Annotated in this window: 18 protein-coding genes; 12 read left to right on the top strand and 6 right to left on the bottom strand. The window is 57.0% G+C overall.

From position 1 onward, the window contains the following. Nucleotides 1-22 precede the first annotated feature (22 nt). Together JRJ26_06215 and JRJ26_06210 are read left to right on the top strand one after the other, a co-directional pair. A complete protein-coding gene (locus tag JRJ26_06215; protein ID MBW2057075.1) occupies nt 23-175 on the top strand; it encodes a hypothetical protein in 153 nt (50 codons plus the stop codon). Between the two features lie 122 nt (nt 176-297). Then, nucleotides 298-2,772 carry a hypothetical protein gene (locus JRJ26_06210; protein ID MBW2057074.1) on the top strand — a complete coding sequence of 825 codons (2,475 nt, stop codon included), beginning with the start codon at nt 298-300 and terminating at the stop codon, nt 2,770-2,772. Here JRJ26_06210 and JRJ26_06205 read toward each other — a convergent pair. The 6 genes from JRJ26_06205 to JRJ26_06180 all read right to left on the bottom strand — a co-directional run bounded on the left by JRJ26_06205 (nt 2,704) and on the right by JRJ26_06180 (nt 11,753). Then, nucleotides 2,704-3,321 (bottom strand): protein-L-isoaspartate(D-aspartate) O-methyltransferase, encoded by a 618-nt coding sequence (locus JRJ26_06205; GenBank protein ID MBW2057073.1) that lies wholly within the window; start codon nt 3,319-3,321, stop codon nt 2,704-2,706. The genes JRJ26_06210 and JRJ26_06205 overlap by 69 nt on opposite strands. Before the next feature lie 265 nt (nt 3,322-3,586). After that, nucleotides 3,587-4,558 carry a polyprenyl synthetase family protein gene (locus tag JRJ26_06200; protein ID MBW2057072.1) on the bottom strand — a complete coding sequence of 324 codons (972 nt, stop codon included), beginning with the start codon at nt 4,556-4,558 and terminating at the stop codon, nt 3,587-3,589. A 436-nt stretch (nt 4,559-4,994) separates the two neighbouring features. Further along, a complete protein-coding gene (locus tag JRJ26_06195; protein MBW2057071.1) occupies nt 4,995-5,744 on the bottom strand; it encodes a tRNA1(Val) (adenine(37)-N6)-methyltransferase in 750 nt (249 codons plus the stop codon). A gap of 186 nt (nt 5,745-5,930) precedes the next feature. Next, a complete protein-coding gene (locus JRJ26_06190) occupies nt 5,931-7,208 on the bottom strand; it encodes a hypothetical protein (GenBank protein MBW2057070.1) in 1,278 nt (425 codons plus the stop codon). 114 nt (nt 7,209-7,322) lie between these two features. Further along, a complete protein-coding gene (locus JRJ26_06185) occupies nt 7,323-10,451 on the bottom strand; it encodes an efflux RND transporter permease subunit (protein ID MBW2057069.1) in 3,129 nt (1,042 codons plus the stop codon). A gap of 12 nt (nt 10,452-10,463) precedes the next feature. Continuing rightward, the gene (locus tag JRJ26_06180; GenBank protein ID MBW2057068.1) at nt 10,464-11,753 is read right to left on the bottom strand and encodes an efflux RND transporter periplasmic adaptor subunit; all 1,290 of its coding nucleotides are present in this window, start codon (nt 11,751-11,753) and stop codon (nt 10,464-10,466) included. Nucleotides 11,754-12,041: 288 nt separating this feature from the next. Here JRJ26_06180 and JRJ26_06175 point away from each other — a divergent pair, with 288 nt between their 5' ends. The 10 genes from JRJ26_06175 to JRJ26_06130 all read left to right on the top strand — a co-directional run bounded on the left by JRJ26_06175 (nt 12,042) and on the right by JRJ26_06130 (nt 25,098). Next, complete coding sequence (locus JRJ26_06175; protein ID MBW2057067.1) at nt 12,042-13,001, top strand: ATP-binding cassette domain-containing protein; 960 nt, start codon at nt 12,042-12,044, stop codon at nt 12,999-13,001. Continuing rightward, nucleotides 12,998-15,517, top strand: a complete 2,520-nt coding sequence (locus tag JRJ26_06170; protein MBW2057066.1) for a Gldg family protein — start codon at nt 12,998-13,000, stop codon at nt 15,515-15,517. Before JRJ26_06175 ends, JRJ26_06170 begins: the two co-directional genes overlap by 4 nt. Nucleotides 15,518-15,591: 74 nt before the next feature. Further along, nucleotides 15,592-17,025, top strand: coding sequence for a DUF4340 domain-containing protein (locus JRJ26_06165; protein MBW2057065.1), 1,434 nt, complete (start codon nt 15,592-15,594; stop codon nt 17,023-17,025). 221 nt (nt 17,026-17,246) lie between these two features. Beyond that, the gene (locus JRJ26_06160) at nt 17,247-17,993 is read left to right on the top strand and encodes an aspartate/glutamate racemase family protein (GenBank protein MBW2057064.1); all 747 of its coding nucleotides are present in this window, start codon (nt 17,247-17,249) and stop codon (nt 17,991-17,993) included. A 25-nt stretch (nt 17,994-18,018) separates the two neighbouring features. Continuing rightward, nucleotides 18,019-19,425: a trimethylamine methyltransferase family protein gene (locus tag JRJ26_06155; protein ID MBW2057063.1), complete on the top strand. Its 1,407-nt coding sequence runs from the start codon at nt 18,019-18,021 to the stop codon at nt 19,423-19,425. A gap of 408 nt (nt 19,426-19,833) precedes the next feature. After that, on the top strand, nt 19,834-21,753 hold the full coding sequence (locus JRJ26_06150) for an FAD-dependent oxidoreductase (protein MBW2057062.1): 1,920 nt from the start codon (nt 19,834-19,836) through the stop codon (nt 21,751-21,753). 190 nt (nt 21,754-21,943) lie between these two features. Next, nucleotides 21,944-22,432 carry an extracellular solute-binding protein gene (locus JRJ26_06145; protein MBW2057061.1) on the top strand — a complete coding sequence of 163 codons (489 nt, stop codon included), beginning with the start codon at nt 21,944-21,946 and terminating at the stop codon, nt 22,430-22,432. A 39-nt stretch (nt 22,433-22,471) separates the two neighbouring features. Then, nucleotides 22,472-23,299 carry an extracellular solute-binding protein gene (locus JRJ26_06140; protein ID MBW2057060.1) on the top strand — a complete coding sequence of 276 codons (828 nt, stop codon included), beginning with the start codon at nt 22,472-22,474 and terminating at the stop codon, nt 23,297-23,299. 84 nt (nt 23,300-23,383) lie between these two features. Further along, on the top strand, nt 23,384-24,259 hold the full coding sequence (locus tag JRJ26_06135; GenBank protein ID MBW2057059.1) for a sugar ABC transporter permease: 876 nt from the start codon (nt 23,384-23,386) through the stop codon (nt 24,257-24,259). After that, nucleotides 24,259-25,098, top strand: coding sequence for a carbohydrate ABC transporter permease (locus JRJ26_06130; protein MBW2057058.1), 840 nt, complete (start codon nt 24,259-24,261; stop codon nt 25,096-25,098). Before JRJ26_06135 ends, JRJ26_06130 begins: the two co-directional genes overlap by 1 nt. Nucleotides 25,099-25,107 lie beyond the last annotated feature (9 nt).

Genomic DNA, 25,107 nt, shown 5'->3' with positions numbered 1-25,107 from the left:
CGGGGAGTGGAGAAGCAGCACCATGGGAAAGCTGAATCTGATTGTGAAGGTGAGAGACACGACGGAGGGCGAGGTTCGGAAAGCCCTCAAGGGGGCGGGAATCGAGGTGGTGAGTGTCGTGGCCCTTTACAAAGAGAAGGAAGAGAAGCCGGACAAAAAGGACCAGGGAGGGTGACTGCCGGGCATCACCGCGGGTGCCTTGCTGGCAGGGCTTTGTCTGAAATCCCCGAGTCTCTCGCAATCTGTTTTTCTCTGGTGACAGGGTCTTGAATCCGGAAGTCCCCTGGGGATCTCGTCATGAAGGAAGGAACACGCCTCTCCATGTGTGCGGGCGTTTTCCTGGTTTCTCTTGCGGCTCTCTCCTTTGAACTCGTCTTGAGCCGGCTCTTCTCGGTAGCCCTCTCCCACCATTTCGCCTTCATGGTGGTAAGCCTGGCCCTGCTCGGATACGGGGCGAGCGGCTCTTTTCTGACTGTCTTTCCGTCTCTTCTCCGCAAAGGACCGGCCCGATTGTTGGCCTTCTCGGCCATGCTTTTTTCCATAACCTGTGTGGGGGCATATGCGGGGGCGAACAACATCCCCTTTGACCCCTTCCGTATGTCCTGGGATCGTTTTCAGCTTCTATACCTGCTCGCTGACTACCTCTTGTTGAGCCTCCCCTTTTTCTTTTCCGGCCTCTGCGTCTCGGCTGCCCTCGTCTATCTCGCCGAGGAAGCGGGGACGATTTACTTCTTCGATCTTGCCGGAGCAGGGGGCGGGGCTCTCTTGATTCTCGTTCTCTTCGACCGGTTTGGCGGGCAGGGGGCGGTTGTCGTCCCTGCCATGATAGCTGGACTGGGAGGGTTGATCTTCGGGTTGAGGAGTCTCTCCCGCCGGTGGACCACGATTGTTTCTTCAGTGGTGCTGGCGTCCATGGCCCTGTTGCTGTGGATGAAACCGGGCGTGCTCGAGACGAGGATCTCGCCTTACAAGAGTCTCAAGGTGGCCCTCTGGCACCCCGCGGCCAGGATCCTCGAGACCAGATGGAACGCCTTCTCGCGGGTCGATGTGGTCGAGAGTCCTGCAGTTCGATTCGCTCCAGGACTGAGCCTCGGTTTTCAGAAACCTCTCCCCCCACAGCTCGGGGTGGCCGTCGACGGGGACAACATGACGGCCATCACCCGCTACGACGGCCGAAAGGCTCCTGTGGCTTTTGTCTCTCATCTGCCCGGGTCCCTTGCCTACTGGATAGGAGAGAGGGACCGGGTTCTGGTGATTGACCCCGGAGGTGGGCTCGATGTACTGATGGGCTTGGTCATGGGAGCCAAGAGAATCGACGCGGTCTTCGACAATCCCCTTGTGCTTGAGATGGTCTCCGAAGATTATGGGGCCTTCGGTGGCCATCTATTCAGGGATCCCAGGGTGGTTGCTTCCGTGAAGAGCGGCCGGAGTTTTCTCAGGCAGACCGGGCTCTCCTATGACCTGATCCAGTACTCACCCCTCAGCAGCCTCGGAGCGTCGTCGACTGGAATAGGGGGGATTCGGGAGAGCTACATGTTCACGGTGGAGGCCGTAATAGACGCCTTCAACCACTTGAAACCGGAGGGGATTTTCTCGGTTACCCAGTATCTGCTGCCCCCTCCCAGGCAGGAGATAAGGCTGGTTCAACTCGTCTTGGCGGCCCTTGCCAGGATCGGGGTTCCCGGGCCGGAACTCCACCTGACCGCAATCCGGAGCTGGGGTACTTTTACCCTCCTATTGAAAAGGACCCCTTTCTCCCGGAGGGACATCCAGAGGGTGAAGGATTTTTGTGAAAGGGAGAGGTTCGACACGGTCTACTTCCCCGGCATAGAGGAGGTTGATGCCAACAGGTTCAATCGATTCTCCCGCCCCATCTACTTCGAAATGGTTCGGAGTCTCCTTTCCGAGGAAACCAGGAAGCGTCTTTTCCGGGAGTATCTCTTTGACTTGAGGCCTGTTACAGACGACGACCCCTTTTTTTTCAACTTCTTCAGATGGCAGAAGATGGTTCCCCTTTACAGGGCGATCCACGAGAAATGGCAGCCCTTTCTGGAGGGGGGGTACCTGGTCCCGGTTGTTCTGGTGGAGTCGATTGCCGCCTCTGCCCTCCTCATTCTATTGCCGCTCCTCCTGAGAAAGCGAAGCAATTCAAAAGGAAGACGCAGTGGCCGGGCCTCGGTCCTTGCCTACTTCGCCTCTCTGGGGTTGGGTTACATGCTGGCGGAGATCGTCCTGATTCAGAAATTGATTCTCTTTCTCGACCATCCTGTCTATGCAATGGCCACGGTCACTTCCGGACTGTTGGTATCATCCGGCATCGGGAGCCTCCTATCCCAAAGGGTGGCGGATCGTAGGTTGAGAGCTTTCCTGTCGGCAATCTGTTTCGTTGTAGGTCTTCTGATCTGGGGGTATCTCTTGATCCTCCCCCCGGCGGTGGACCGCTTCCTCGGGTTCGGAATCGGGATTCGTGTGGCCATTGCCCTCTTGCTGGTCACGCCTCTTGGTCTGGTTATGGGGATGCCCTTCCCCCTGGGTGTCAGGCTTTTGAAAAGGACCGACCCGCCCGTTATTGCCTGGGCCTGGTGTGCCAATGGCTGCTTTTCCGTAATCGGTGCCGTCCTTTCCGCTGCCTTGGCACTGGTGGTAGGCTTTTCAGGGGTCTTCACGGCGGCGGGAACGGTCTATCTTGTAGGAGGGGTCGTCTCATTTTCCTTTCCGGGCCTCACCTATCATGGGGACGAAGCTGACACTCCCCAGGTGTCGGACGGCTAGGCCATCGGGTTTCTTCTCCACCAGGGTGAGGGTCTGCCAGTAAGTGGTGCTTCCCACCGGGATGATCAGCCGGCCTCCCACTCGCAGTTGCTCTATGAGGGGGGGCGGGATGTGGTTGGCCGCACAGGTGACCAAAATGGCGTCAAAGGGGGCGTAGCGCTTCCACCCAAAGTACCCGTCACCGTGTTTGACCTTTACATTCACGTAACCCAACTCCTCCAGCACGGCCTTTGCCTTCTCGGCCAACCCCTTGCGGATCTCGATGGAGTAGACCTCCGGGGTCAGTTCGGCCAGGACGGCGGCCTGATACCCGGAGCCGGTTCCTATTTCCAGGACACGATCTCCGGGTTTCACCCTGACCGATTGGGTCATGAGGGCAACGACATAGGGCTGGGAAATGGTCTGGCCTTCGGCAATTGGCAGGGGGTGGTCCCTGTAGGCCGCTGGCCACAGCTTCTTGGAAACGAAGCGGTGGCGCGGGACCTTCTCCATAGCGGCCAGGACTCGGGGATCTGTGATGTCCCTGCCCTTCAGATCCCTTTCCACCATGAGATGCCTGGCCCGGGCCAGGGAGGGGTCCTCGGCTCTGGCGAGGAATGGAATGAGGAGAAGGACCAAGCCGATAAGAGAGAGTCGTCTTCTTGCTCTGTTTCTTTTTGGCTGGATCATTGATCTTTCAGGGAGCCGGTTTTTTTCTCCGGTGATCTCGGAGCCCGCAGCCCCCGTCGGGCTTGTCACTCGTGTGCGCCGGCGAAACGGTGCGGCCGTCTGGATCGACAGGGCCGTGTGAGAGACCGGTGGTCTCCCACCCGGGTCAGTTCTTTCGCTCGACCACGTAATCCGCCAAGGCCAGGATCGCCGTCTTGGCGGGTGAGGGATCGAAGCCGGCAAGGCATTGCTTGGCCCGTGCCACAAAGGACTTTGCCCTCTCAACCGTGTAATCCGTCCCCCCGTGCCTGTCGATCATTTCTGCCACCAACATGAAATCCTCTTGGGTGATGGGATCCGAGAAAAAGGCCTCTTCCAATCTGTTTCTCTCCTCGGCCGTACACTTTCGGAGTGTATGGATCAGGGGGAGGGTGACCTTCCCTTCCTTGAGGTCGATCCCTATGGTCTTGCCGAATTCCTTCTCGTCTGAGATGTAGTCGAGGGTGTCGTCCACCAGTTGAAATGCAATACCCAGATTGAGGCCGAAATCGCTCATGGCAGCCTCCTTGTCCGGGCCCACGCCGCCGAGGATCGCACCGATCCGGCAGGCTGCCGAGATGAGAGCGGCTGTTTTCCGGTTTACGATGGTGATGTACCCCTCCTCTGCCAGGGAGAGGTCGCTCGTCTTGATCAGTTCCTGGATTTCACCTTCGGCGAGCTTGGTACTCGCATCAGAGAGGACCTGCAGGATACGGATATCCCCGTCTCTCACCATGAGGGAGAAAGACTTGGAAAAGAGGAAATCCCCGACGAGAACGCTCGCCTCGCTTCCCCATACGGAGTTGGCCGAAGCGCTGCCCCGCCTGAGGGCCGCATCGTCTACTACATCGTCGTGGAGGAGGGAAGCGGTGTGGATGAACTCGATGATGCTCGCCAGGGGGATATGCCGGTCTCCCTGGTAACCGCACAGCTTTGTGGCGAGGATCAGGAGCATGGGACGGAACCGTTTGCCGCCGCTGCCGAGAAGGTATTCGCCGATCTTTGATATGAGCTTCACATCGGAATCGAGATTCCTCTTGAACTCCGCCTCGACACGTAGCAGGTCGTCTTTGACAAGATCGTGGATAACAGGATTCATCGGATTTGGATAGTTCCTTGAATTTACTGCAATATTCAATCAAGAATATCGGATTCTCCAGGAATTGTCAAAACAATTCTCCCCGTTGACTTTTGGAGAACACCCTTGCCTCCGAGCGACATTGCGGAAGCGGTGGGGTACCCATCAAGGGTGAGCGGGGAGGGGAAAGCCCCGCCTTTAGAGCGGGGAAGGGGCAGGAACTGCCCACCCGCGAACCTTGATAGGGTCACCGCGTGAGCTCAGGAGCGAGGGGACGAGGGTGTTCTCCTGCCAAAACAGAAAAAAATCGTGAAGTCATAAACTCTTGCAAGAATCCTCGGCCCAAAACTCAGGAACTCCGCAATTCTCCCTGCCCGAAAAGCCGGGAGCCTGGGGCGAACGGGCAATCCCCCGGGAAGGTTTCCCCGCCGGCCTCCGGGCTTTTCCCTGATCTCTCTCATGATTCTTGAAGCGTCTTGTAAATCTCATCGATCTGGCTGGTGGAGCTCCCCTCCAGATCGTGAACAATCAGGGGCGCCAGGACTCTCAGCTCCCCCCGGCCACCCTTGACCGCCTCGGCCAGGACGAGTTTGGCCTCTTCAGAGGCACTGGGATGAACGAGCCGGATACGTTTGGGTTCGAGGTCTGACCGCCTCATTATCGAAAGCATGTCTGCCAGGCGCGACGCCGGATAGACCACGTAGAAGCGTGCCCTGGTACGCAGGAGGGAAGAGGCGGCTCGCGCCATATCCTCGAGGGATCCTAGAATCTCGTGTCTTGCAAGGGCCTTTTGGGGGTCGGGGTTGATCCGGCCCGTTTTGAGCCGGCGGTAGGGGGGGTTGCTGATCGCAACATCAAAGGAGCTGCTGCCCAGGCTCCCGCCAAGGTCCCGTACGTCCCGGTGGACGAGGGTGACGGTCCCCTCCAGGCCGTTGATCAGCACGTTGCGCCGGGCCAGATCAAGGAGTTCACCCTGCACCTCGACACCTACGATACTGATCCGTATTCCCCTTGCAGCCAGAAGGATCGGGATCACGGCGTTCCCAGTGCCCAGATCGACCACGCGATGACCTTCATTCAGGCGGCAGAAAGAGGCAAGCAGTATCGCATCGAGGCAGTAGCGGTAACCCCTCTTCTTCTGGATAAACCTCAAACCCCTGCCCGGCAGGAACTCGATGGTTTCGTCTTCGTGGACAGGTACTTCCAACCTTCTCTCTCCTCTTCCCACAGGCGGGCCATCTTAAGTATCACATCCCCAGGCGGACTGTCAATACAAGCCATGAGGGGAACTCCTCGAGCCATGAATGCCGGACTTCCGACATATCATATCAATCGAAACAGGAACAAGCGGAATCGATGGCTACAGGAGAGAGTGGACTGTATCTTGATCTTCCTATGCACCGGCCTTGCAGTGCTCCCACAGATAGGCGACCAGGTTGGTCAGGCTGCAGCTCAAGAGGATGACGTACTTGTCTCCGGCTCCGGCATAGATGACCAGTCTGTTTTTTCGGACAAAAGCACCTACCGGAAAAACGACGTTAGGCACGTCCACCGGATACCGATCATCACCGTGCAGTTCATAAGGGGCTGATGGGATATAGATCGGTTTTCTGGTTCGGCAGAGTACCTCTCTCGGATCGTCAAGGTTCAAGAGAGCCGCGCATATGGAATACCCTCTCTCGATCTTTTCACCCAGCCCGTATGCTTCACAGATATTGTCCTCTATCTCTCCAACAGCATGATAGATTACCAGCCAACCCCTGTCGGTCTTGATCACCTGCGGCCCTGGGCCGATTTTCTCATTTTCGTGAGGGTAGCGCCCGGCTTCCAGGATCAGATTCCGGCTCCTTCTCTCATAGATTCTCTCCCAGAGTCTGACGTGCCTGGAAGGATGGAGCAACTGATCCCTGCCGGCTTCAAGACAATCCAGGTGAATGCTGGGATGGAAGCGCAGCAGCACGTAGTGGAGGCCGTTCACGGGCTCAGAGAAGGGGACGGCGTTGCGGGAATCAAAAGATTCCACCATGCCTTGATAGGTTATGTCTACGAAATCCCTGGTCGCGTACACGGCGATACGGTCCGCATTGCCGCCCTTGAACGGAGGCTTGACCTTACCACAGCCGACGAGCACAGACCTCCGGCCATACTTGACGATCCTGATGTCCTCTATACCGTGGGTGAAGTCGTGATGATCGGTGCCGTCGCCCCGAATTACCGTGTTGTGGAGTCTGACAAAATGGATGCCGTCTTCGCTCACCAGAGGCCAAACCTCGGAGACATAGTCTTCCATGCAGGGGCGTTCGGTGCCGAGTGTTTCGTCGAAAAACGTGCCCTTTCGATACCCCCGGTGGCATCTCGGCATTAGGATGACCTTGTCCTGAAAGATCTCAGCCCCACCGTTGAAGACGGCTCCTATCTTCCGCTCTCCCCTGTCATACCAGGTGAGCCGCAAGTCTTGGGGTTTTAGAATGGGATTGTCTCCATAGGAACTCAGTCTGAATATGGTCTCTCCCGACTCGATTTGAATCGATTCGCCACCCTCTAGTTCCTGGAGAGAGTGATCCAAGGCGGCCTTCATACCGGCACCTCTCGGAGAAATACCTTCTTCGATCCCCCTTCGATTATCCAGGGCAAGCAATCCCCTTTTCTTCTCCTCTCCGTCATAGGTCAACTCCTTCCTGAAGAGGCCCACACCGCAGGAGGCAATAACACCTGAACGGTCTTTTGTCTTTGACCTCCAGGGGACGACACATCTCCACGACGAGCCTCACGTGATCTGGCAGGCCTAAGGGGAAGAAGGGGGCGGCCCTTGGTTCGACTCGCGGTTCTGCTCAAGAAAGACATCCCTTCTGAGGCCCACGGAACTCCGGAGCGTCTGCCGCAGGTCTTCCACAATGGCATATGAGCAGGGGATAATGATGAGGGTTAGGACCGTGGAGATCGTCAGTCCGAAGATGATGGAGATGGCCATGGGGGAGAGGAACTTGGCCTGACCGGAAGCGAAAAAACCCAGGGGTGCAAGGCCTGCCGCCGTGGTTATGGTGGTCAGAATGATTGGACGCAGGCGGAGCTGGCCGGCACTCAAGAGAGCCTGGAGCAATGGTGTGCCCTCACGTCTGAGTTCATTGACAAAGCTGACGAGAATGAGCGAGTCGTTTACCACCACTCCGGCCAAGGCCACCATGCCCATCATGGAGAGGATCCCGAAGGAGAGTCCCATGAGGGCGTGACCCAAAATGACTCCGTTGGCCGCAAAAGGAATGGCCAGCATGACCACCAGGGGTTGAATGTAAGACTTGAACAGAGCCCCCAGAATGAGGTAGATGAGAAGCACTGCGACCAGAAAGCTCTTCATCAGATCCTGCATGGACTGTTCCATCTCCCTACGTTTGCCCTTGAACTCCAGTTTGTATCCCGGATATTGAGTCTGGAGGTCCGCAAAGTTCTCTCGCACCTCGCCGGTGATCTCCAGAGTATTCCCCTCCTTTTCATCCACGTCTGCCAGAACCGTGATAGATCTTTTCTGGTCGGCCCGGATAATCTTGGCACTGCCCGGCGCGTGCATCAGTCCGGCCACTTCAGTGAAATAGACCTTCTCGCCGGTGGGAGTGGTGAGTACGAGATCTTCCACCCGGGATGGGCGATCTCGGAACCCCTCGGGGTACTTCACGATGATAGGGATGTCTTCGCCGGCTCTCAGGATCTTGGAAAACTCGGCCCCATGGAGACTGCTCCGAACCTGCCTGGCAATGGAGGCCACGTCCAACCCCAGGCCTCTTGCCTCCGGGCGGACCACGATGCGCAGTTCCCTCTTCCCAGGCAGAAAGTCGTCGCGGATATCTTTGGTGCCGGGAAAGGTCGCCAGGAATCCTTTCAGTTTCCCGGCGATCTCCTGGAGGATCGGGAACTCATCCCCTACCACGCGTATCTCGATGGCAGCACCGCCTGGCCCGGCCTGGGGTTTGAAATACTGAATCTTGGTCGCCCCCGGCATCCCCTCGGTTCGCGCGCGTAGCTCATTGATGATTTCCTGGCTGGAGCGATCCCGTTTGTGGGCCTCTGTCAACTCCACGATGATCTGGCCTCCATTGGATCCCCGGACAACCCGATTCACATCCAAGAAGATGAGTCCCACGTTGGACGCCACGGATTTCAGTTCCGTGGGTGGGAGGGTTTCCATAAGGATTTTTTCGATCCGGGCGATTACGTCTCTTGTATCCTCGATCTTCGAGGTGACAGGGGTTTCAACGTTGATGAAAAACTGCGTCGATTCGAACTCATGGAAGAGGGTGAACGGGATTCGGGTCAGAGCGAAGGTCACCATGAGGGCCGTGATCCCGAGGCTGGCAGCCAGACTCACGTGCTTCCACCGGAGGCAGAGTGCAAGGAAGCGGACATAGCGCTTTCGAACCGCATCGAGCCATTGTTCCGATCGAAGTGATAGCCCTGCTCGATGCTTCTTGGGGGACCACTCCGCCAGGTGGGAGGGAAGAATCACCAGGGCCTCCATGAGGGAGGCTATCAAGGCGAAGGTGACCACCTTGGGGATGACAGACATGAACTTGCCCGTGGTCCCGGTCACCAGGAGCATGGGAAGGAAAGCCGCGATCGTCGTGACCACCGTGGCCACCACCGGTCCCAGCACCTGTTGTGTGCCCAGAACCGCCGCCTCCTGAGGCGGAAGCCCTTGTTCCAGATAACGATACGTGTTTTCCGAGACCACGATGGCATCATCCACGATGATCCCCAGCACCAGGATCAGGCTGAACATGGAGATCATATTCAGAGAGATACCAAAGGCCTGCATCAAGAGTAAGGCACCCGCGAAAGAGACCGGGATCCCCAGCGCGGTCATCCCAGCCACCCGGAAGTTGAAGAATATGCAGAGGATGGCGAGAACCAAGCCAAAGCCGGCCAGGCCGTTTCGCTTCAGTGTGTTCAGCCGATTCTTGATATAGACGGAAAAGTCGTTGAAGACGTCGAGGTGAACACCGGGGGGGAGACGTTTTTCATATTGGGCGACGAGCTCCCGGACGGCCCTGGAAATGGCAATGGCATCGCCTCGTTTTTCCTTGCCTACGGCCAGGTTCATGGCGGGCTGGCCGTTGAAGCGGCCAAAGGTCACGGGTTCTTCGAAGTGGTCTCGCACCCGGGCCACCTGAGATAGAGTGAGGACGTTCCCTTGAGGATCCGACCGGAGAATGACCCCTTCAAGACCTCGCGCCTCTAGGATTTCCCCGACTGTCCGAACCAGGAACTCCCCCCGGTCAGTTTTGATGGTTCCGCCCGGAAGGTTGAGATTCCGGGCCTCCAGGGCTTTCCCGATGTCCTCGAGACTCAGTTGGTATTGTTCCAAGCGCCTGGGGTTCACCTCGACCCAGATCTCACGGTCCCTTGCACCGGAGAGATAGACCGAGCCCACACCAGGAATCTCGCGGAGATCGTCCTGCACATCCTCGGCGATCTCCTTCATGGTCAATTCAGGCAGATCACCAAACACGGAGACCGTGATGATCGGGAAGGCGTTCTTTATTTCACTGACCACCGGATCTTCCGCATCATCCGGCAGGTCCTCGATACTGTCGATGGCCGAAGAAATATCGTTGAGAACCCTGTTCAGATCCGCATAATCGGAGACTTCAACCGTAATAAGAGAAAAGCCTTCCTGTGATTCCGAGTAGATATTGTCCACCCCGTCGATGTCCGCAATCTCGTCCTCGATCTTGATGGTGATGAGCTTCTCCACCTCCTGCGGGGAGGCCCCTGGGTACTCTGTCCTGATGGCAATGGAATCTAGGGAGAACTCCGGGAACATCTCCCGGGTGATCGAAAGGTAGGTCAGGACTCCTGCCACCAGGATCACCATCATGAGAAGGTTGACAAAGACCGAATTGCGCACGAAGTAGCGGATCATGGAATCGGTTGCCTATTCCGCTGGGCCTTGTGGGTTCTTGAGGGTGGAGCCTGGCGAGGACGCGGTCCATTGGACTGGTGTTCCGTTATGAAGCATCTCTTGGCCCCGTATGATCACGGACTCACCCGGACTGAGACCTTCGACCACCAGGGCCTCTTCCGAACCAAGGTCCCCGAGGACGAGGTCCCTTCTCTGGGCTGTCCGGGTCGAGTGATCCACCACATAGACATAAGTGCCCTGGCCGTCTTCCATGAGTGCATCCCGAGGGACGAGCAGGGCCTGATCCAGGGATAGGACGGGAAAGCGGACCCGGGCAAACATACCGGGCAGAATCATAGGCTTCTTTCCGTTGACCACTTTGACCTCAACGGCGAAGGTCCGGTTCTTTGGATCTGCTTCCGGGTATACGTGGATCACCGCGCCGTTGAAGACGGTCTCAGGATACGCCCTTGTGGCCACCTCCACACGGATCCCGGACTGGACGCGACCGATGAACTGGGATGGAATTCGGGCCACGACTTTGACCGAGGAGATATCAAGGACCGTGAAGAGCTTCTGGCCCGGAGCCACCTGGTCTCCTATTTCCACATAGCGGTTGCCGATAACCCCGTCGAAAGGAGCGCGAACGACCGTATCTTCCAAATCCTCTTGAGACCGGTCGATCTCGGCGCTGGCAGCGCTCAGGTCTGCCTGTATGGATTGGATTCGGGCCTGCCGGCTCTGTAGCTCGCTGCGAGCGTTTTCATACTCTGATCGACGGACCTCCATCTGGCTCTCGGCGAGTTCGAGTACCTTCTTGGAGATGAGTTCCTTCTCGAAGAGCTTCTGATTACGCTTGTAGTCGGATTGGGCCAACACCAGTCTCTGTTTTGCGATTCGATACATGATGGCCCGTCTTTTGTTCTCATTTCGCTCGATCTCCATGAGGGCCTGAAGTTTTCTGAAGGCAGCCCTGGCCTTTTGAAGGGTGAAACGGTACCGTATATCCTCGATTTTCACGAGCTCCTCGCCTTTTTCAACGGGGATTCCCGGCTCGGTGCCTGGAGCAAGCCTGACAATGGGCCCGGCTACCTGGGCGCTGACGGTCCCCTTGCGAAAGGGTCTGACCGTTGAATAGGCTTCCACCCACCGCGTGTAGGCGCGGGGGACGGCTTCGCGCGCCTCCACGGAGACGCGGCGAATCGGCTCCTGGAGGCGAGCTTTGCTCTCCTCATCGGTCTCGACGAGGAAGAGAATTCCTGCCGTCGTGAGAACCAGGATGAGGGATAAGAGGCCTCCGGAAATCCAGACTCTTTTTTGCATCCTACCCCCTGCACCAGACAACCACCCCAGTGTTCAATATACAGTTACTCAAATAGACGAGTCAAACCAAGAGAGGGGGACGTAGGTTCTGAAACAACTTGTCGATCAGGCCGCATGATTCGATCCGAAGGGGAGTGACAAAACCGGGAAAGCGATATAAGATTATCCGGTGAACTACTCCCGCAGGTTACGGAGCACCTGCCGCTCGTGTCACCATGATTCACGATTTCTATCTTAGGAACCCGACCCCAGAAGATAAATCTGACTGCATGTTGGAGGGAGAGGCCTATGATTTCCGCTCAGGAATTGACCATGCGCTTCGGCCCGGTCCTGGCATTGGATAGGGCGACCTTTGAGGTTCGGCCCGGAGAGGTTGTGGGTCTTCTCGGGCCCAACGGAGCGGGCAAATCCACGGCCATGAAGATACTCACCACCTACCTCTACCCGAGCGGCGGGGCTGCCACGGTCTCGGGCCACAGTATTCTGACCGAACCCCTCGAGGTCCGCAAGAAGATCGGGTATCTGCCGGAAATCCTTCCCCTCTATATGGACATGGAGACCCGGGACTATCTCGCCTTTGTCGGGAGGGCCAGAGGGCTGAGGGGTGAGCGTCTTGCCCGGAGAATGAGATGGGTCGTTGAAAAGTGCGGTCTAGGACCCATGTATCGCAAGATCATCAGGGAATTGAGCAAGGGCTTTCGCCAACGTGCGGCCCTTGCTCAGGCGTTGATACACGATCCTGAAGTTATCATTCTGGACGAACCCACGTCGGGTCTCGACCCGCACCAGATCCTGGAAATCAGGGAACTGGTCCGTGAACTGGGCAGAGAGCGGACCGTTATCCTATCCACCCACATTCTCCAAGAAGCAGAGGCTCTCTCCGATAGGCTTCTCATTATCAGCCGGGGCCGTATTGTCGGCAACGGCACATTGGAGGAGCTGCGAAAGGAGGCGATCGGCAGGGAAAGGGTGCGCCTCTGTGTCCTCTCTCCCCCCGGAGAAGTCCTTCAGGCGCTGGCTGAGGTCGGTGTGGGCGGAGCTCGGCTGGCGGACGACTCCCGGGGAATCAGCACCCTGACGGTTGAGGCCCCTGTTGGTTCTGATCTCGTGGGTCGGATCGGAAATCTCGCGGTGACGAAACACTGGGAGCTTCGCTGTCTGGCTTCTCAGCCGTTCAGCCTTGAGGAGATCTTTCTCGCTCTGGCCGAGCCGGAAAGTGCGGGGAGACCGACAGGAGGTGGGGCATGAGAAACATATGGATCATAACGCGGCGTGAATTGGCCGCCTACTACAAGTCGACTATCGGCTATGTCTATATGATCGTATTCCTGCTGGTTTCAGTGGGCCTCTACATCACCCCGTTCTTCACCTTCCCCCGGGCGGACATGCGGGGATTTTTCATGAGTCTCCCCCTGATTCTCTGTGTCTTCATCCCCGCGGTGACCATGCGTTCCTGGGCCGAGGAGCGGAAAGAGAACACCCACGAACTCCTCCTGACGTTTCCCATGACATCCCTCGAGCTCGTTCTCGGCAAGTACCTTGCCGGCTGTATCTTCTATGTGGTCACCCTGGCGAGCACCTTGACCATTCCCCTCATGCTTTCGGTTCTGGGCAATCCGGACATGGGTGCCATCACCTCCGCATACGTGGGGTCCCTGTTGTTGGGTTCCTTCTTTCTGAGTATGGGGATATTCTTCTCCGGCCTTTGCAAGGATCAGATCGTTGCCTTCATCCTCTCCCTTCTGGCATGCTTTGGGGTCTATCTGCTGGGAACGAATTTCATTGCCACCTATCTCGACAGCTTCCTGCCGGGGCTGGGATCACTCCTCAACGATGTGGTGGGTGTCACCGGCCACTATGACACCTTTGCCCGAGGGGTTGTAGAGGTGGGAGATTTGCTCTACTTTCTGATCTGGACGGCCCTGTTTCTCTTTCTCAACGGCTTCTATCTCGATGGTAGGAATCGGCCCCATCACAGGATAATCTTTTCCTCTGCTCTGGTTTTGTGCTTGGCTATCGGGCTTGTTTTCAACTATCTGAGCGCAACCCGTTCGCTGGGTCGTTTCGACCTCACGGAAGGCAGGATCTATACTCTTTCGGAGGCATCGAAAAAGATCCTGTCAGGCCTCAAGGTCCCTGTCCAGGTGAAGCTCTACATCACTCCCAGAGACAAGATGCCGACGGAACTGAAATCCCTCGAACAGGACATCCTCGACAAGCTCGAGGAGATGCGGGTCGCCTCTCGATCAAAACTCGTGTACCGGGTCATCCATATGGAGGCGGCCAATGTGCTTGCGGCGGAAAACAAAGGGGCAAAAGGAAAGGGAGAGTCCAAGGGAGAAGCCTTGGAGAAACGGCTGTTGGACAAGGGGATCAAACCCTTTTCCGTGCGGGCCCTGCGGCAGGATCAGTCCACAACACAGCTCATCTACTCCTCTATCGGCATTGCTTACAAGGACAAACCTGAGGAGATCATTCCGAGGATCCTGCCGATGGATCTGTATGACCTCGAATACCGCGTGGTCAACAGGACGTACAAGTTGGCCAGAGAGAAAAGACCAGTCGTTGCAATGGTGGCTCCAAAAACCGATCTCAATCTTTCTCCCCAGATAATCGCCCTTTACAAGAAGATGGGACGTCCCCTTCCCCGCGGTGAAGATCCTTACAGAACCCTTGAGAACCTCCTCGCCTATGAGAAGTACGACGTCCGGAGGGTCGGCATGACCCGAGATGATCCCCTGCCCGACAGGTACGATGCACTGGTTCTCGTCAACCCGAGGCGTCTCAACGACCGCCAGAGATGGGAGATCAACAGGGCCCTGGTCGCTGGGACTCCTGTTTTCATGGCGGTTCAGAACCACCGCTGGGATTACAAGATGGCCAAGGGCAGGGTCAATCTGGAAAGGATCGACGAAAGCCCAGGTATCAACGAGGTTCTGCAAGCCTCGGGCCTCTCTGTGGATGACTCGATCCTCATGGATCAGAACCACGAGGCGGTGACCATCTCCGATTCCTCCAACCCCTTCCAGGCCTTTTTCGGCGGTGTCTCCCTCAATCTGCCGACTCATATAGTGATCAATCCCGCTTCCATGAACCGGAATTTCTCTGTAACCTCAAGGCTGGGTCAGGTCTTCTTCCTCTGGGGATCTGCGATATCTCTTGACGAAGAGAAAATAGCCGAGCACAAGCTCAAGGTGACCCCTCTCATGATGACGAGCCGTCGAGCCTGGAAAGTGCCCGCTGAGAAGAAGCTTACAGAGGCTGACTTTGAAGGGCCGCCTGGTGGAGGGTTCAGCCAGTACCCTGTGATGGTTTACGTGGAAGGACAGTTCGCCGATGCATTTCGGGGCAGGGTCAGGCCGGATTGGCCCAAAGACAGAGAGTCCCCGGCGGAAAGGAAGGGGGGAGCCGAGAACCCCCAGGACAGGGAGGAGGAACCGGCGGTTCCTAAGCCGGGCAGATTGATCCTCGTGGGTGGGTCTCAGATGTTCAGGCGCGGTTTCCTGTCCCAGGGAAGCCTTGATCTATTTCTGAACGCCGTCGACGCCCTCGCCCTGGGAGAGGACCTGATATACATACGGGCCAAGAAACCCGTCGACCGGGCTATTGACAGGCCTTCGCCGGCTGTGAGGAACTTCTGGAAATTCGTGAACATGGGACTGGTCAACCTGTTGATTGCCGTTATCGGGGTAGGGGGAGGGTGGATTCGCAAGAAGAGACGGGAGGCGTATACGGTTCAGTACAGCCATGTATCTCCGCCCTGATCGAGGCCAATGGGACGGCGAGGAGACACCGGTGACTCGCTGTGGATGAGGGCTCTACGGTTCGGAGGTTATACATGAATCCAAGAAAACTCGTACCCCTGGTTTTTCTGCTCGGAATTCTGGTGATTCTCGCCTTTGTATTCGGCCGGAGGGAACCAAAGAAGGAACTCGGCCAGGAGGCCGGTTTCGTGCCCCTTGCGCCCCCGGGTTTTGTGGCCGGCCAGGTGGGGCGACTGGAGGTGTATCGGGGAGGCCGGAAGGAGAAGGGGGTACTCATCGAGAAGGAGGCTTCAGGATGGCGGGTGAAGAGTTATTTCAACGGCCCCGGGGACGGGGAGAGGGTTTCTCTCCTTCTGAAAGAACTCGGGACCCTTGAAGGGGAGTTTCGCGTCTCCGATCCTTCGGTGTTGGGGGATTTCGATCTGACCGAGGACAAGGCGGTCCACCTCGTCCTCTACCGGCAGGGAAGTGGGAAGCCCTGGTGGCACCTTCTCCTGGGCAAGAGCCTGCCGAATGGAGAGTTTGTCAGGCAGCAGGGCGAAGATCCGGTATATCTCATCGATCGGAACCTGCGGAGAGACCTGGGGTTTTTCGGGGAAGATGCCCGCAGGGGGGTGGAACAGACCCGGTGGGTCGACAAGACCATACTGGAATTCAAAGAGGAGGAAGTCCACCGGCTCTCCATGGAGTGGCCGGACCGGAAGTGTATTTTCGAGAGGCGTAAAAAGGGAGGTCCCTCCCCAGGAGGGGCAGAGGGAGGAGGCGGGCCTCAAGAGGGGGCTGGAGCCCGTGAAGGGTTTGAATGGGTCGTGGCAGGTCGTCCCGGTCCATTCCCTCTCAAGGAGAAAGTGGTGGGAGAGATTCTCGCGGCCCTGTCACGGCTCAGGGCCGTCGATATCGTGGACCCGAAGGAGAAAGAGGAAAAGGGCCTGGATGCCCCTCCTTTCAGGTGTACGATAGCCTTTGCCGGGGGAGGCACCAAGACCCTCGTCGCCTCCCATCCCGATCCCCTTCAGGACGGCTACATGGTGATAGAGGGAGGAGACGGAACGGTCTACCGGGTCTCCCGGTACACCTTTGATCGGGTTTTCAGGAAAGGGGCCGACCTGTTCGAGATCCCGTCTTTCTCCATCGACGGGGAATCGATCCGGACGGTCTCCCTCAGCTCTCCTGAAGAGACCCTCGTTCTGGAGAAAACCGGGGGAGGGGAGTTCCGGGTACTAAGGGGAAGCGTCGAGGGCGGGCAGGACCTGAACAAGAGGGGGGAGGTGATCTGGGAGACCCTCGACGGGCTGTCTCCTGCGGATTTTGTGGAGGCCCTGCCCGAGGCCGACAGGGGGCTTGAGGCGCCGCCGTACCAGGTGACGGTATCGATGAAAGGCGGGAAGCGCCATGTTCTCAGTTTCGGCAAAAGGGCCCTCGGCCTGCCTGGCCGGTACATGAAAATCGACGACAACCCTACCATATTCGTCATCGGCAAGGCCGACCTGGACAGGCTCTTTCCATAGAAAGGCGCGGAATCTGGGTCCCGGGTCTCGTGCACGAGGCAGAGGCCGTTGGAGATACTGGAGCTTCCGGGGTGTGGCCGACTATTTGATACTGAAAAAAGGCCCTTCATTTCTCCGAACATGAAAGACCACTCGCATTGACAGAAGGAGTCTTCTTCTGTACCGTTCGTTTTCAAGAACAAATCCAGTGTGGTACCGGGAAAGGCTTAAGGAGGCCTCGTATGCAAGTGGAGGGCGGACGGCGGATATACGGTGCGGCGATTGGCATTGCGATACTCGATCTCAAGTATCCTCTGATACCGGGGAATGTGGGCAATGCGAGCACCTACGATTTCCCGGTACGAATCAAGGTCATCAAAGGCTTGCATCATGCGCCCTCTCCGCCGATATACGATGAAAAGGGCGATTACACGCCCGATGTGAAGCGATTCGTCAGAGCCGTCAAAGAACTGGAACATGAAGGGGTACGGGCCATTGTTGGGTCATGTGGCTTCTTTGCCCTTCTACAAAAGGTGGCGGTCGAGGAGGTAAACGTTCCTGTCTTCACCTCTCCTCTGATGCTGATCCCGGTGATTTGCCGGATGATTCACCCGGAAAAGAAAATCGGCGTCATAACGGCTTCTGCCAAGAGGCTCACTCGGGCGTATTTGGAGCCTGTGGGAGTGGATGAATCAATGCCTCTCGTGATCGCAGGACTGGATGATTCAGATGAATTCAACGAAGTCCTGATGCAGGGCAGACGGGACATCCTGGATCCGGAGGCGTTGAGAAAGGACGTTGTGGCCGTGGCCAAGGACCTGGCGCGAGGCCATCCCGACGTTGGCGTTATCCTCTTGGAGTGCAGCGATCTCCCTCCCTTTGCCGCGGACATTCAAAAGGCGGTGGGGTTACCTGTATTTGATTTCATCGGCTTCATCAATGCGATCCAGCGAGCGGTGGTTCAAAAGCCCTATGTGGGAATCTTGTGAGGTCACAAACAGCGGGGCAAGACGAATGAAAGGAGACTCCCACACACCGGCGTTTAGAATCCTGAGTGGGAATCAGATCACCCGGATTCATGAGAAGACCCTCATCGTATTGGAGGAGATCGGGGTTCAGGTACTCCATGAGGAGGCCCTGGATATGCTGAAAGGCGCGGGGGGCAAGCTCCAGGAGGATTCGACCGTTCGCATTCCCCACCAGATGGTAGAGCGCGCCTTGAAGACGTCCCCAAGAACGTGTGAGATCTTCGATAGAGAAGGAAATAGTCGGATGATCTTGGACGGCACTCGGACCTATTACGGTTCTTTCTCAGACAGTTTTCTTATTCTCGACCACGAACTGGGAAGGGCTCGTCCGTTTCTCCTGCGCGATATTCGAACCGTGGTCAAGGTCATTGACGCCATGCCCAACATCCGTTTCATGACATGTCCCGGGATCCTTCCCCGGGAGGAGCCCGGAATGGCCCCCCGCCTTACTTTCAAGGAGTGCTTCAAGAACACGAAGAAGCCTTTCAGCTTTCACGGCGATCGAAACACCTGCACCGACATTATCAACTTTTGTCTCAGGGTTTCCGGTGGCCGGAGCGCTTTTCAATCCAAGCCTTTCATCTTCAGGGCAATCGAGCCGATCTCGCCGCTCCGCCACTCGCAGGAGGGAGTGGAAGGCATCCTGACCTGTGCGGACTACGACATCCCTCTCGTGTACTATCCTTATTGTCTGATGGGAGGAACCTCTCCGGTGACGATCGCGGGATCCTTGGTCCAATGCAATGCGGAGGTCTTGAGCGGGCTGGTCATCCAACAGCTCCGCAACCCAGGGGCCCCCTTCGTGTATGGAGCCATGCCCGCGCCCATGGACATGCGGACAACCACGGGCCTCTACGGCGCCCCCGAACTTCACCTGGCGATCGCCGCATCCTGTGAGATCGCAAGGTACTATGGCCTCCCTTTTTTTGGGACTGCAGGTGTTAGCGACTCGAAGCATCTCGACTATCAAGGTGTGATGGAAGCGACCATGTCATGTTTGATGACAGGCTTCAGCAGGCCTGATCTGGCCCACGATGTGGGGCTTCTCGACCACAGCAATATCGTTTCGCCGGAACTGATCGTGCTCACCAATGAGATCATCGACATGATTCAGCCGTTGGTTCAGGGCATCCCAGTGGATGAGGAAACGCTGGCCATCGATGTCATCAGAAAGGTAGGGCCGGGAACTCGAAACTTCATCCAGGAAGATCATACGTACCGGCATTTCAGATCCTTCTGGTATCCGGGACTCTTGGATCGATCGATGGAAGGTGAAACACCGGATCTGAGAGAAAAGGTCAAGGAGAAGCTGAGAGAAATCCTGAGGCACCACGAAGCGGAACCGCTGCCAAGGGACGTGGCTCAAGGTCTGGAGCGGCTCGTTCCTGGCTAGCAGCGACCGAAAAACCCTGCTCCTCGCGCTCTAAACAGCCTTTCTGACCCGTTGCGGGGCTTGCCATGGTGAGGGCAAGGCCTTGCAGGGACCTCGGGCATCTCGGGGAAGTCGGCTCAGGGGTATCAAGAAGTTGCCTGAGAACCTACGTCCCCTTCTTTTTCCTAACCCCCCCTCTCGAGAAGGTCAGCTTATACCTCCATCTCTACCCCCTGTCCACTCCCCCTCGGTTAGATTCTTAAATGACAAGACCTTACCCCTTAAGTTAGATTTTACGTGATTCGATTCGGAGGGTTGACAGCAAAAGGGAGGGGTGATAGGGTGTGGACGAACCACCAGACCATCCGCTCGGCGATCCGATGGAGCCGGCGGCACGAAGGACCCACATAATCCGGGGAGAAAGGCGATATGGATCTGGACAGACTCTTTAGCCCCCTTTCGATCGGGGAATTGCAAGTGCCAAACAGGATTGTCATGCCGCCCATGGCGACCAACTATGCCAGCCCGGAGGGTTTTCCCACGGACCGGCAGATCGCCTATTATGTGGAGCGGGCAAGGGGAGGTGTGGGATACCTCACCGTCGAGCACACCGGTATCCTCCAGCAGGGCAAGGCAAGCCCCAACATGCTGCTCATCAGCACCGATGAACATGCTTCCAGGATCCAGAGGCTTGTTGAAGCCGTTCACCAGGCCGGGGGCAGGATTCTCGTTCAGATCAATCATGCGGGGAGACAGACGTCGTCGGCCGTTACGGGACGCCCCATCGTTGGACCTTCTCCGGTCCCGTGCCCCACAAGGAAGGAGGTACCCAGGGAGCTTTCCCGTGCCGAAATCGAAGAAATCGTAGAGGCCTTCTCGGCGGCTGCGGAGAGGGTCAAGATGGCAGGCGCCGACGGGGTGGAGCTCCATATGGCCCACGGGTATCTGATCTGTTCTTTTCTCTCACCTTTTTCCAATCGGAGAGAGGACGAGTACGGAGGTGATATAGACGGCCGGGCGAGGTTCGCACTGGAGGTTCTCAGGTCGGTTCGGAGCCGGGTGGGTCCGGAATTTTCCATCAGTTGCAGGTTGAGCGGCGATGAGTACGTGGATGGCGGCTTGACACTCCGGGATACCAGACAGATTGCCGGGATGCTGGAAAGGGAGGGGGCCGATCTTCTCCATGTGTCGGCCTGTAACGCTGCCTCGGGCTACTTGAATCATCCACCTTACTATGTGGAAGAGGGGGTCTTCGTTCACCTGGCTCAGGCCGTAAAGTCGGAGGTCAAGATTCCGGTTATTACGGCAGGGAGAATCAGAAACCCCGTCATGGCCGACAGGATCGTCCGGGAGGAGAAGGCGGATCTGGTCTCCATGGGGAGAGCCCTGATTGCAGATCCCCACATGCCGGAGAAGGCGCAACAGGGCCGGTTCGAGGAGATAATTCCCTGCATCTCCTGCAATCGCTGTATCCAGACCCTGAGAAAAGGGGAGGTCAGGTGTACCGTAAACCCGGAGACAGGCAATGAAGAGAGATTCCGCCTCTCGAAGACGGCCCGGCCCAAAACCGTCTGGGTTGTCGGCGGGGGGCCGGGAGGTCTCAAGGCGGCCGAGGCAGCCGCCTCGAGGGGGCATCGGGTAACCCTTTTTGAGAGGAATCATACCCTGGGCGGAAGGATGAGGACCGCTGCCGTGCCGCCGAAAAAGTCGATCCTGAACGATTTCCTCGATTTCCTCGAGGGCCGGGTCAAGAGGCTGGGGGTAGCCCTGGAGCTGGGAAGGGAGTTTACCGAGGACCGCCTGACTCCTGCCGGACCGGACGTGGTAATCGTTGCCACAGGAGCAGTGCCGCGCTTTCCAAACTGGAAAGGGATCGAGGAGAGCGGGGCCCTCTCTGTAGAAGCCGTCCTCGGGGGAGAGGCGGAGACGGGAGGGAGGGTCTTGGTCGTGGGAGGTGGGGGCGTAGGTGCAGAGACTGCGGATTTTCTATCCGAGACAGGTAGGGAGGTGACTCTGGTCGAGATGCTCGATGAGATCGCATCTGACCTGGTAACACATCTCAAGCACTACCTCTCGGAAAGGCTTACCAGAAAGGGGGTGATCATCCTGACTTCGACCAAGGTGACGGAACTGGGAAGAGGCTATGCCGTGGTTGAAGACTGCCGCGGGGCTCGAAGGATCGGTGGATTCGACAGTATCGTTCTGGCTGTTGGCTCGAGCCCGGACGACCGCCTTGCCAAGAGCCTCGAAACGATGGTTCCGGAACTCCACGTGATCGGGGACGCCTTGGAACCGAGGGAGGCTCTGGAAGCCTTGTACGAGGGAGAGGAGATCGGCATGCAGATATAGGCCGCCTCTGGAGGCGCCGGAGATTTCAGTCTGAGAGGAGGTGAAAGAGAGAAATAGGATAGGGAGGTGATGGGGAAGAGCGATCTTTTGATCCTGCCAGGATCGGCTTCCCAGGTGGCAATCGAGGCGGGCACCGTGTGACAGCGGCTTGTCGCCTGGCAAGGAGAACTTCAGAAAGGGGGTTAAGGAGATGAATCGTAAGAAGATATCCACGGGAATTGTCGTTTCCATGTGCCTTTCCCTGGTGATTCTTGCAGGGACGGCTTTTGCAGGGAAAAAGGTGATCCATGTATGGCATACCGAAACCAACCCTCTCACCAGGAAGGCGATCGCCAACATCGTGGCCAGGTTTGAGGGGTCACACCCGGATGTAAAAGTGGAGGCAGAGGCACTTGCATGGGGGGATCTGGAGGGAAAGATAATGGCAGCTCTGGCAGCCGGCTCGCCGCCCGAGCTTTCCCACGGCCAGCCGATCACCTGTGCGGCGCTCCAGTCCAAGGGATTGCTCTTGCCCCTCGATGAAGTGGTCGAGTCTATCGGTGAGGACAACATCTGGGAGCAGATAAAGAGAGTGGGCAAATACGGGGACCATTACTACGGGCTTGTCCACGCCGCAGGCACTTCCCTCTTGATCTACAGAAAGGACCTTGCTCGAAAAAAGGGGCTGGAGGGTCCCTAGACCTGGGATGACCTGCTCCATGTCGCCAAGGAACTCACCATGGACACCGATGGGGACGGAAAGATCGATATCTACGGTCTGACCATCCCCGGGGACAATCTTTTCATCAATATCCTGATCGGGGAGCTGACCAAGGCAAACGGGGGAATCCTTTTCGACGACAGGAACCGGCCCCATTTCACAGACAAGACGATGATCGAAGTGCTCAAATTCCTGAAGAAGCTCACTCGATATATGCCGCCCGGCTGGGAAGGGGACGGATACAGGGAGACCTTTGCCAATATGTACGGCCAAAAAGCGGCTATGATGTATCAGGGCTACGGCAGGGGAGCCTCTCTGATCGAGCAGTATGCTCCTAAGGATATGGCCAATACGGACTACTTCGACGTGTGGGTGAAACCACACGGCCCCAGCGGTACGAAACCGGCTGCCCAGGTGGATGAGGAGTCATGGATGCTGTTCAAGGGTTCCAAACATCCCGAGGAGGCCATCGAGTTCCTGAAGTTCTTCTACCAGGACGACAACTACCTCGAGTACATTCAGTCGGTGCCGATCCATTTCTTCCCCATCACCAAATCCCTGAGAAGAAGCCAGGCATACCTGGAAACCCCCATGATCAAGAAGTGGAAGGGGTGGCTCGACGTGCAGGAGTACTATCTGGCCAATGACCTGGCCAAGCCGACGCTCGTGATAAACTGGAGCGATCTTTCGGATAAACCGTATCTGATGGACATTCTGGGCTCTGGGATACTGAGAGATATGGTCATGGAGGTCACCAAGGAAGACGTTGCCCCGGAGAAAGCCGCCGCAAAGGCTCAGAAAAGGGCAGAGGAACTCATCCGGGACAAGGGTTACGCCAGATGGTAGAATGACCTTGGAACCGGTGTTGGGAGGGTGGGGTTTCCTCTCAACACCTCCCTTTGGATAACCAGAGGACAGGACGAATCAAGGATGCGGTTGAGTCCTCAAAAGGCGGGGATCGCGCTTATAAGCCCTTCCCTTATGGTGATAGGTTCCCTGCTCGTCTATCCGGTGATCTACGGAATCTGGCTCAGTTTCTTCAAGAAACACTCTTTTTTCCCGGAACAGAGATTCGTGGGCCTGGGCAACTATATCTATCTCCTGACCGATCCGGAATTCTGGACGAGCATCTGGTACGGCACCGTCTATTCGGTGAGCACCATTGTCCTCCAGATCCTGGTGGGAATCGCTGCAGCGCTCGTTCTCAACGAGGCTTTCCGGGGGCGGAACTTCGTCCGCGGAGTGGTACTCTTCCCGTATATGATCCCCACCGTGGTCGCCATCATTCTCTGGAAGTGGCTTCTCAACAGTCAGTTCGGTCTGGTCAACTACCTTCTTCTCCTCCTCGGCATAATCGATGCACCCATCAGCTGGATGGGCAAGGACCACATCATGACCTCCCTGATCCTTATCAGTGTGTGGGAGTTTTTTCCTTTTGTGGTTTTGAGCGTTCTCGCCCGGCTGCAGACCATTCCGCCGGTTCTCTATGAAGCGGCCAAGGTGGATGGGGCCAGCGCCTGGGGCCGTTTCATACACGTCACACTGCCCCAGTTGAGGAGTGTTCTTTTCGTCGTCATCCTTCTGAGGAGCATCTGGATGTTTACCAAGTTCGACACGGTCTGGCTCATGGCCCAGGGCGGGGGGGCCGAGAAATACATAAGGACATTGCCGGTGTATGCATACATGAGGACCTTCATGTACTACCAGGCAGGGCTGGGGTCGGCCATTGCGGTGGTTATGTTTGCGATCCTGGTCATTGCCACGGCCGTCTACTTCAGAATGTTTAGGAGAGAGGAGGGGATTTGATGGGGAAGAGCGGTTTCTTCTCCTTGCGGGGACAGGTCGTCTACTGGTGTGCCGCTCTTCTGCTGCTTGCCACGGCATTCCCCTTTTTTTGGATGATTTCGACCTCTTTCAAGCCTTTGAGAGAGATATTCGTCTTCCCCCCCCATTTTCTTCCCACGCGCTTCACCCTGGCCAATTTCGAGAGGCTCTTCGGGCAGACTCGTTTTCTCACCTATTTCAGAAACAGCATCTTCGTCTCGACCTCGGCCGTTCTCCTCACCATGGTGATCGCAACGGCCGGCGCCTACAGCCTGACACGGTTCAAATTCTACGGCCGGGAGAAGATCGCGAGCCTCATACTCTTTACGTACATGTTCGCCCCGATCATGATCGTCATTCCCTTCTATGTGTTGATCAGGAAGATAGGGATCGCAAACACCCATCTCGCCCTGATTATGGCCTACACGGCCTTTTGCCTTCCCTTCAGCCTCTGGTTGCTCAGGGCCTTCTTCCAGAGTATACCCATGGTACTCGAAGAGGCAGCCTTGACCGACGGTGCGGGGAGAATCCGTGCCTTGATCTACGTGATTCTTCCGCTCGCCTTGCCGGGTATCATTGCGACGAGTGTTTTCACTTTCATACTCGCATGGAACGACTACATCTTCGTCAGAATTCTCATAACCTCGGATGAACTCAAGACCCTGTCCGTGGGGATCGCGGATCTATACAATGCCACGGTGATCGACTGGGGGATGATCATGTCCGGGGGAATGCTGATCACCGTGCCGGTGGTGGTCTTCTTCATCTTTGTCCAGAGGTACCTGATCGCCGGCTGGGGAGCAGGGGCGATGAAGGGATGAGGGGTGAAA

The sequence above is a fragment of the Deltaproteobacteria bacterium genome, from assembly GCA_019308905.1.
Classification (GTDB): domain Bacteria; phylum Desulfobacterota; class BSN033; order WVXP01; family WVXP01; genus JAFDHF01.
The sequence above is the reverse complement of the archived record's forward strand: the minus strand, read 5'-3'. Positions and strand labels throughout refer to the sequence as shown.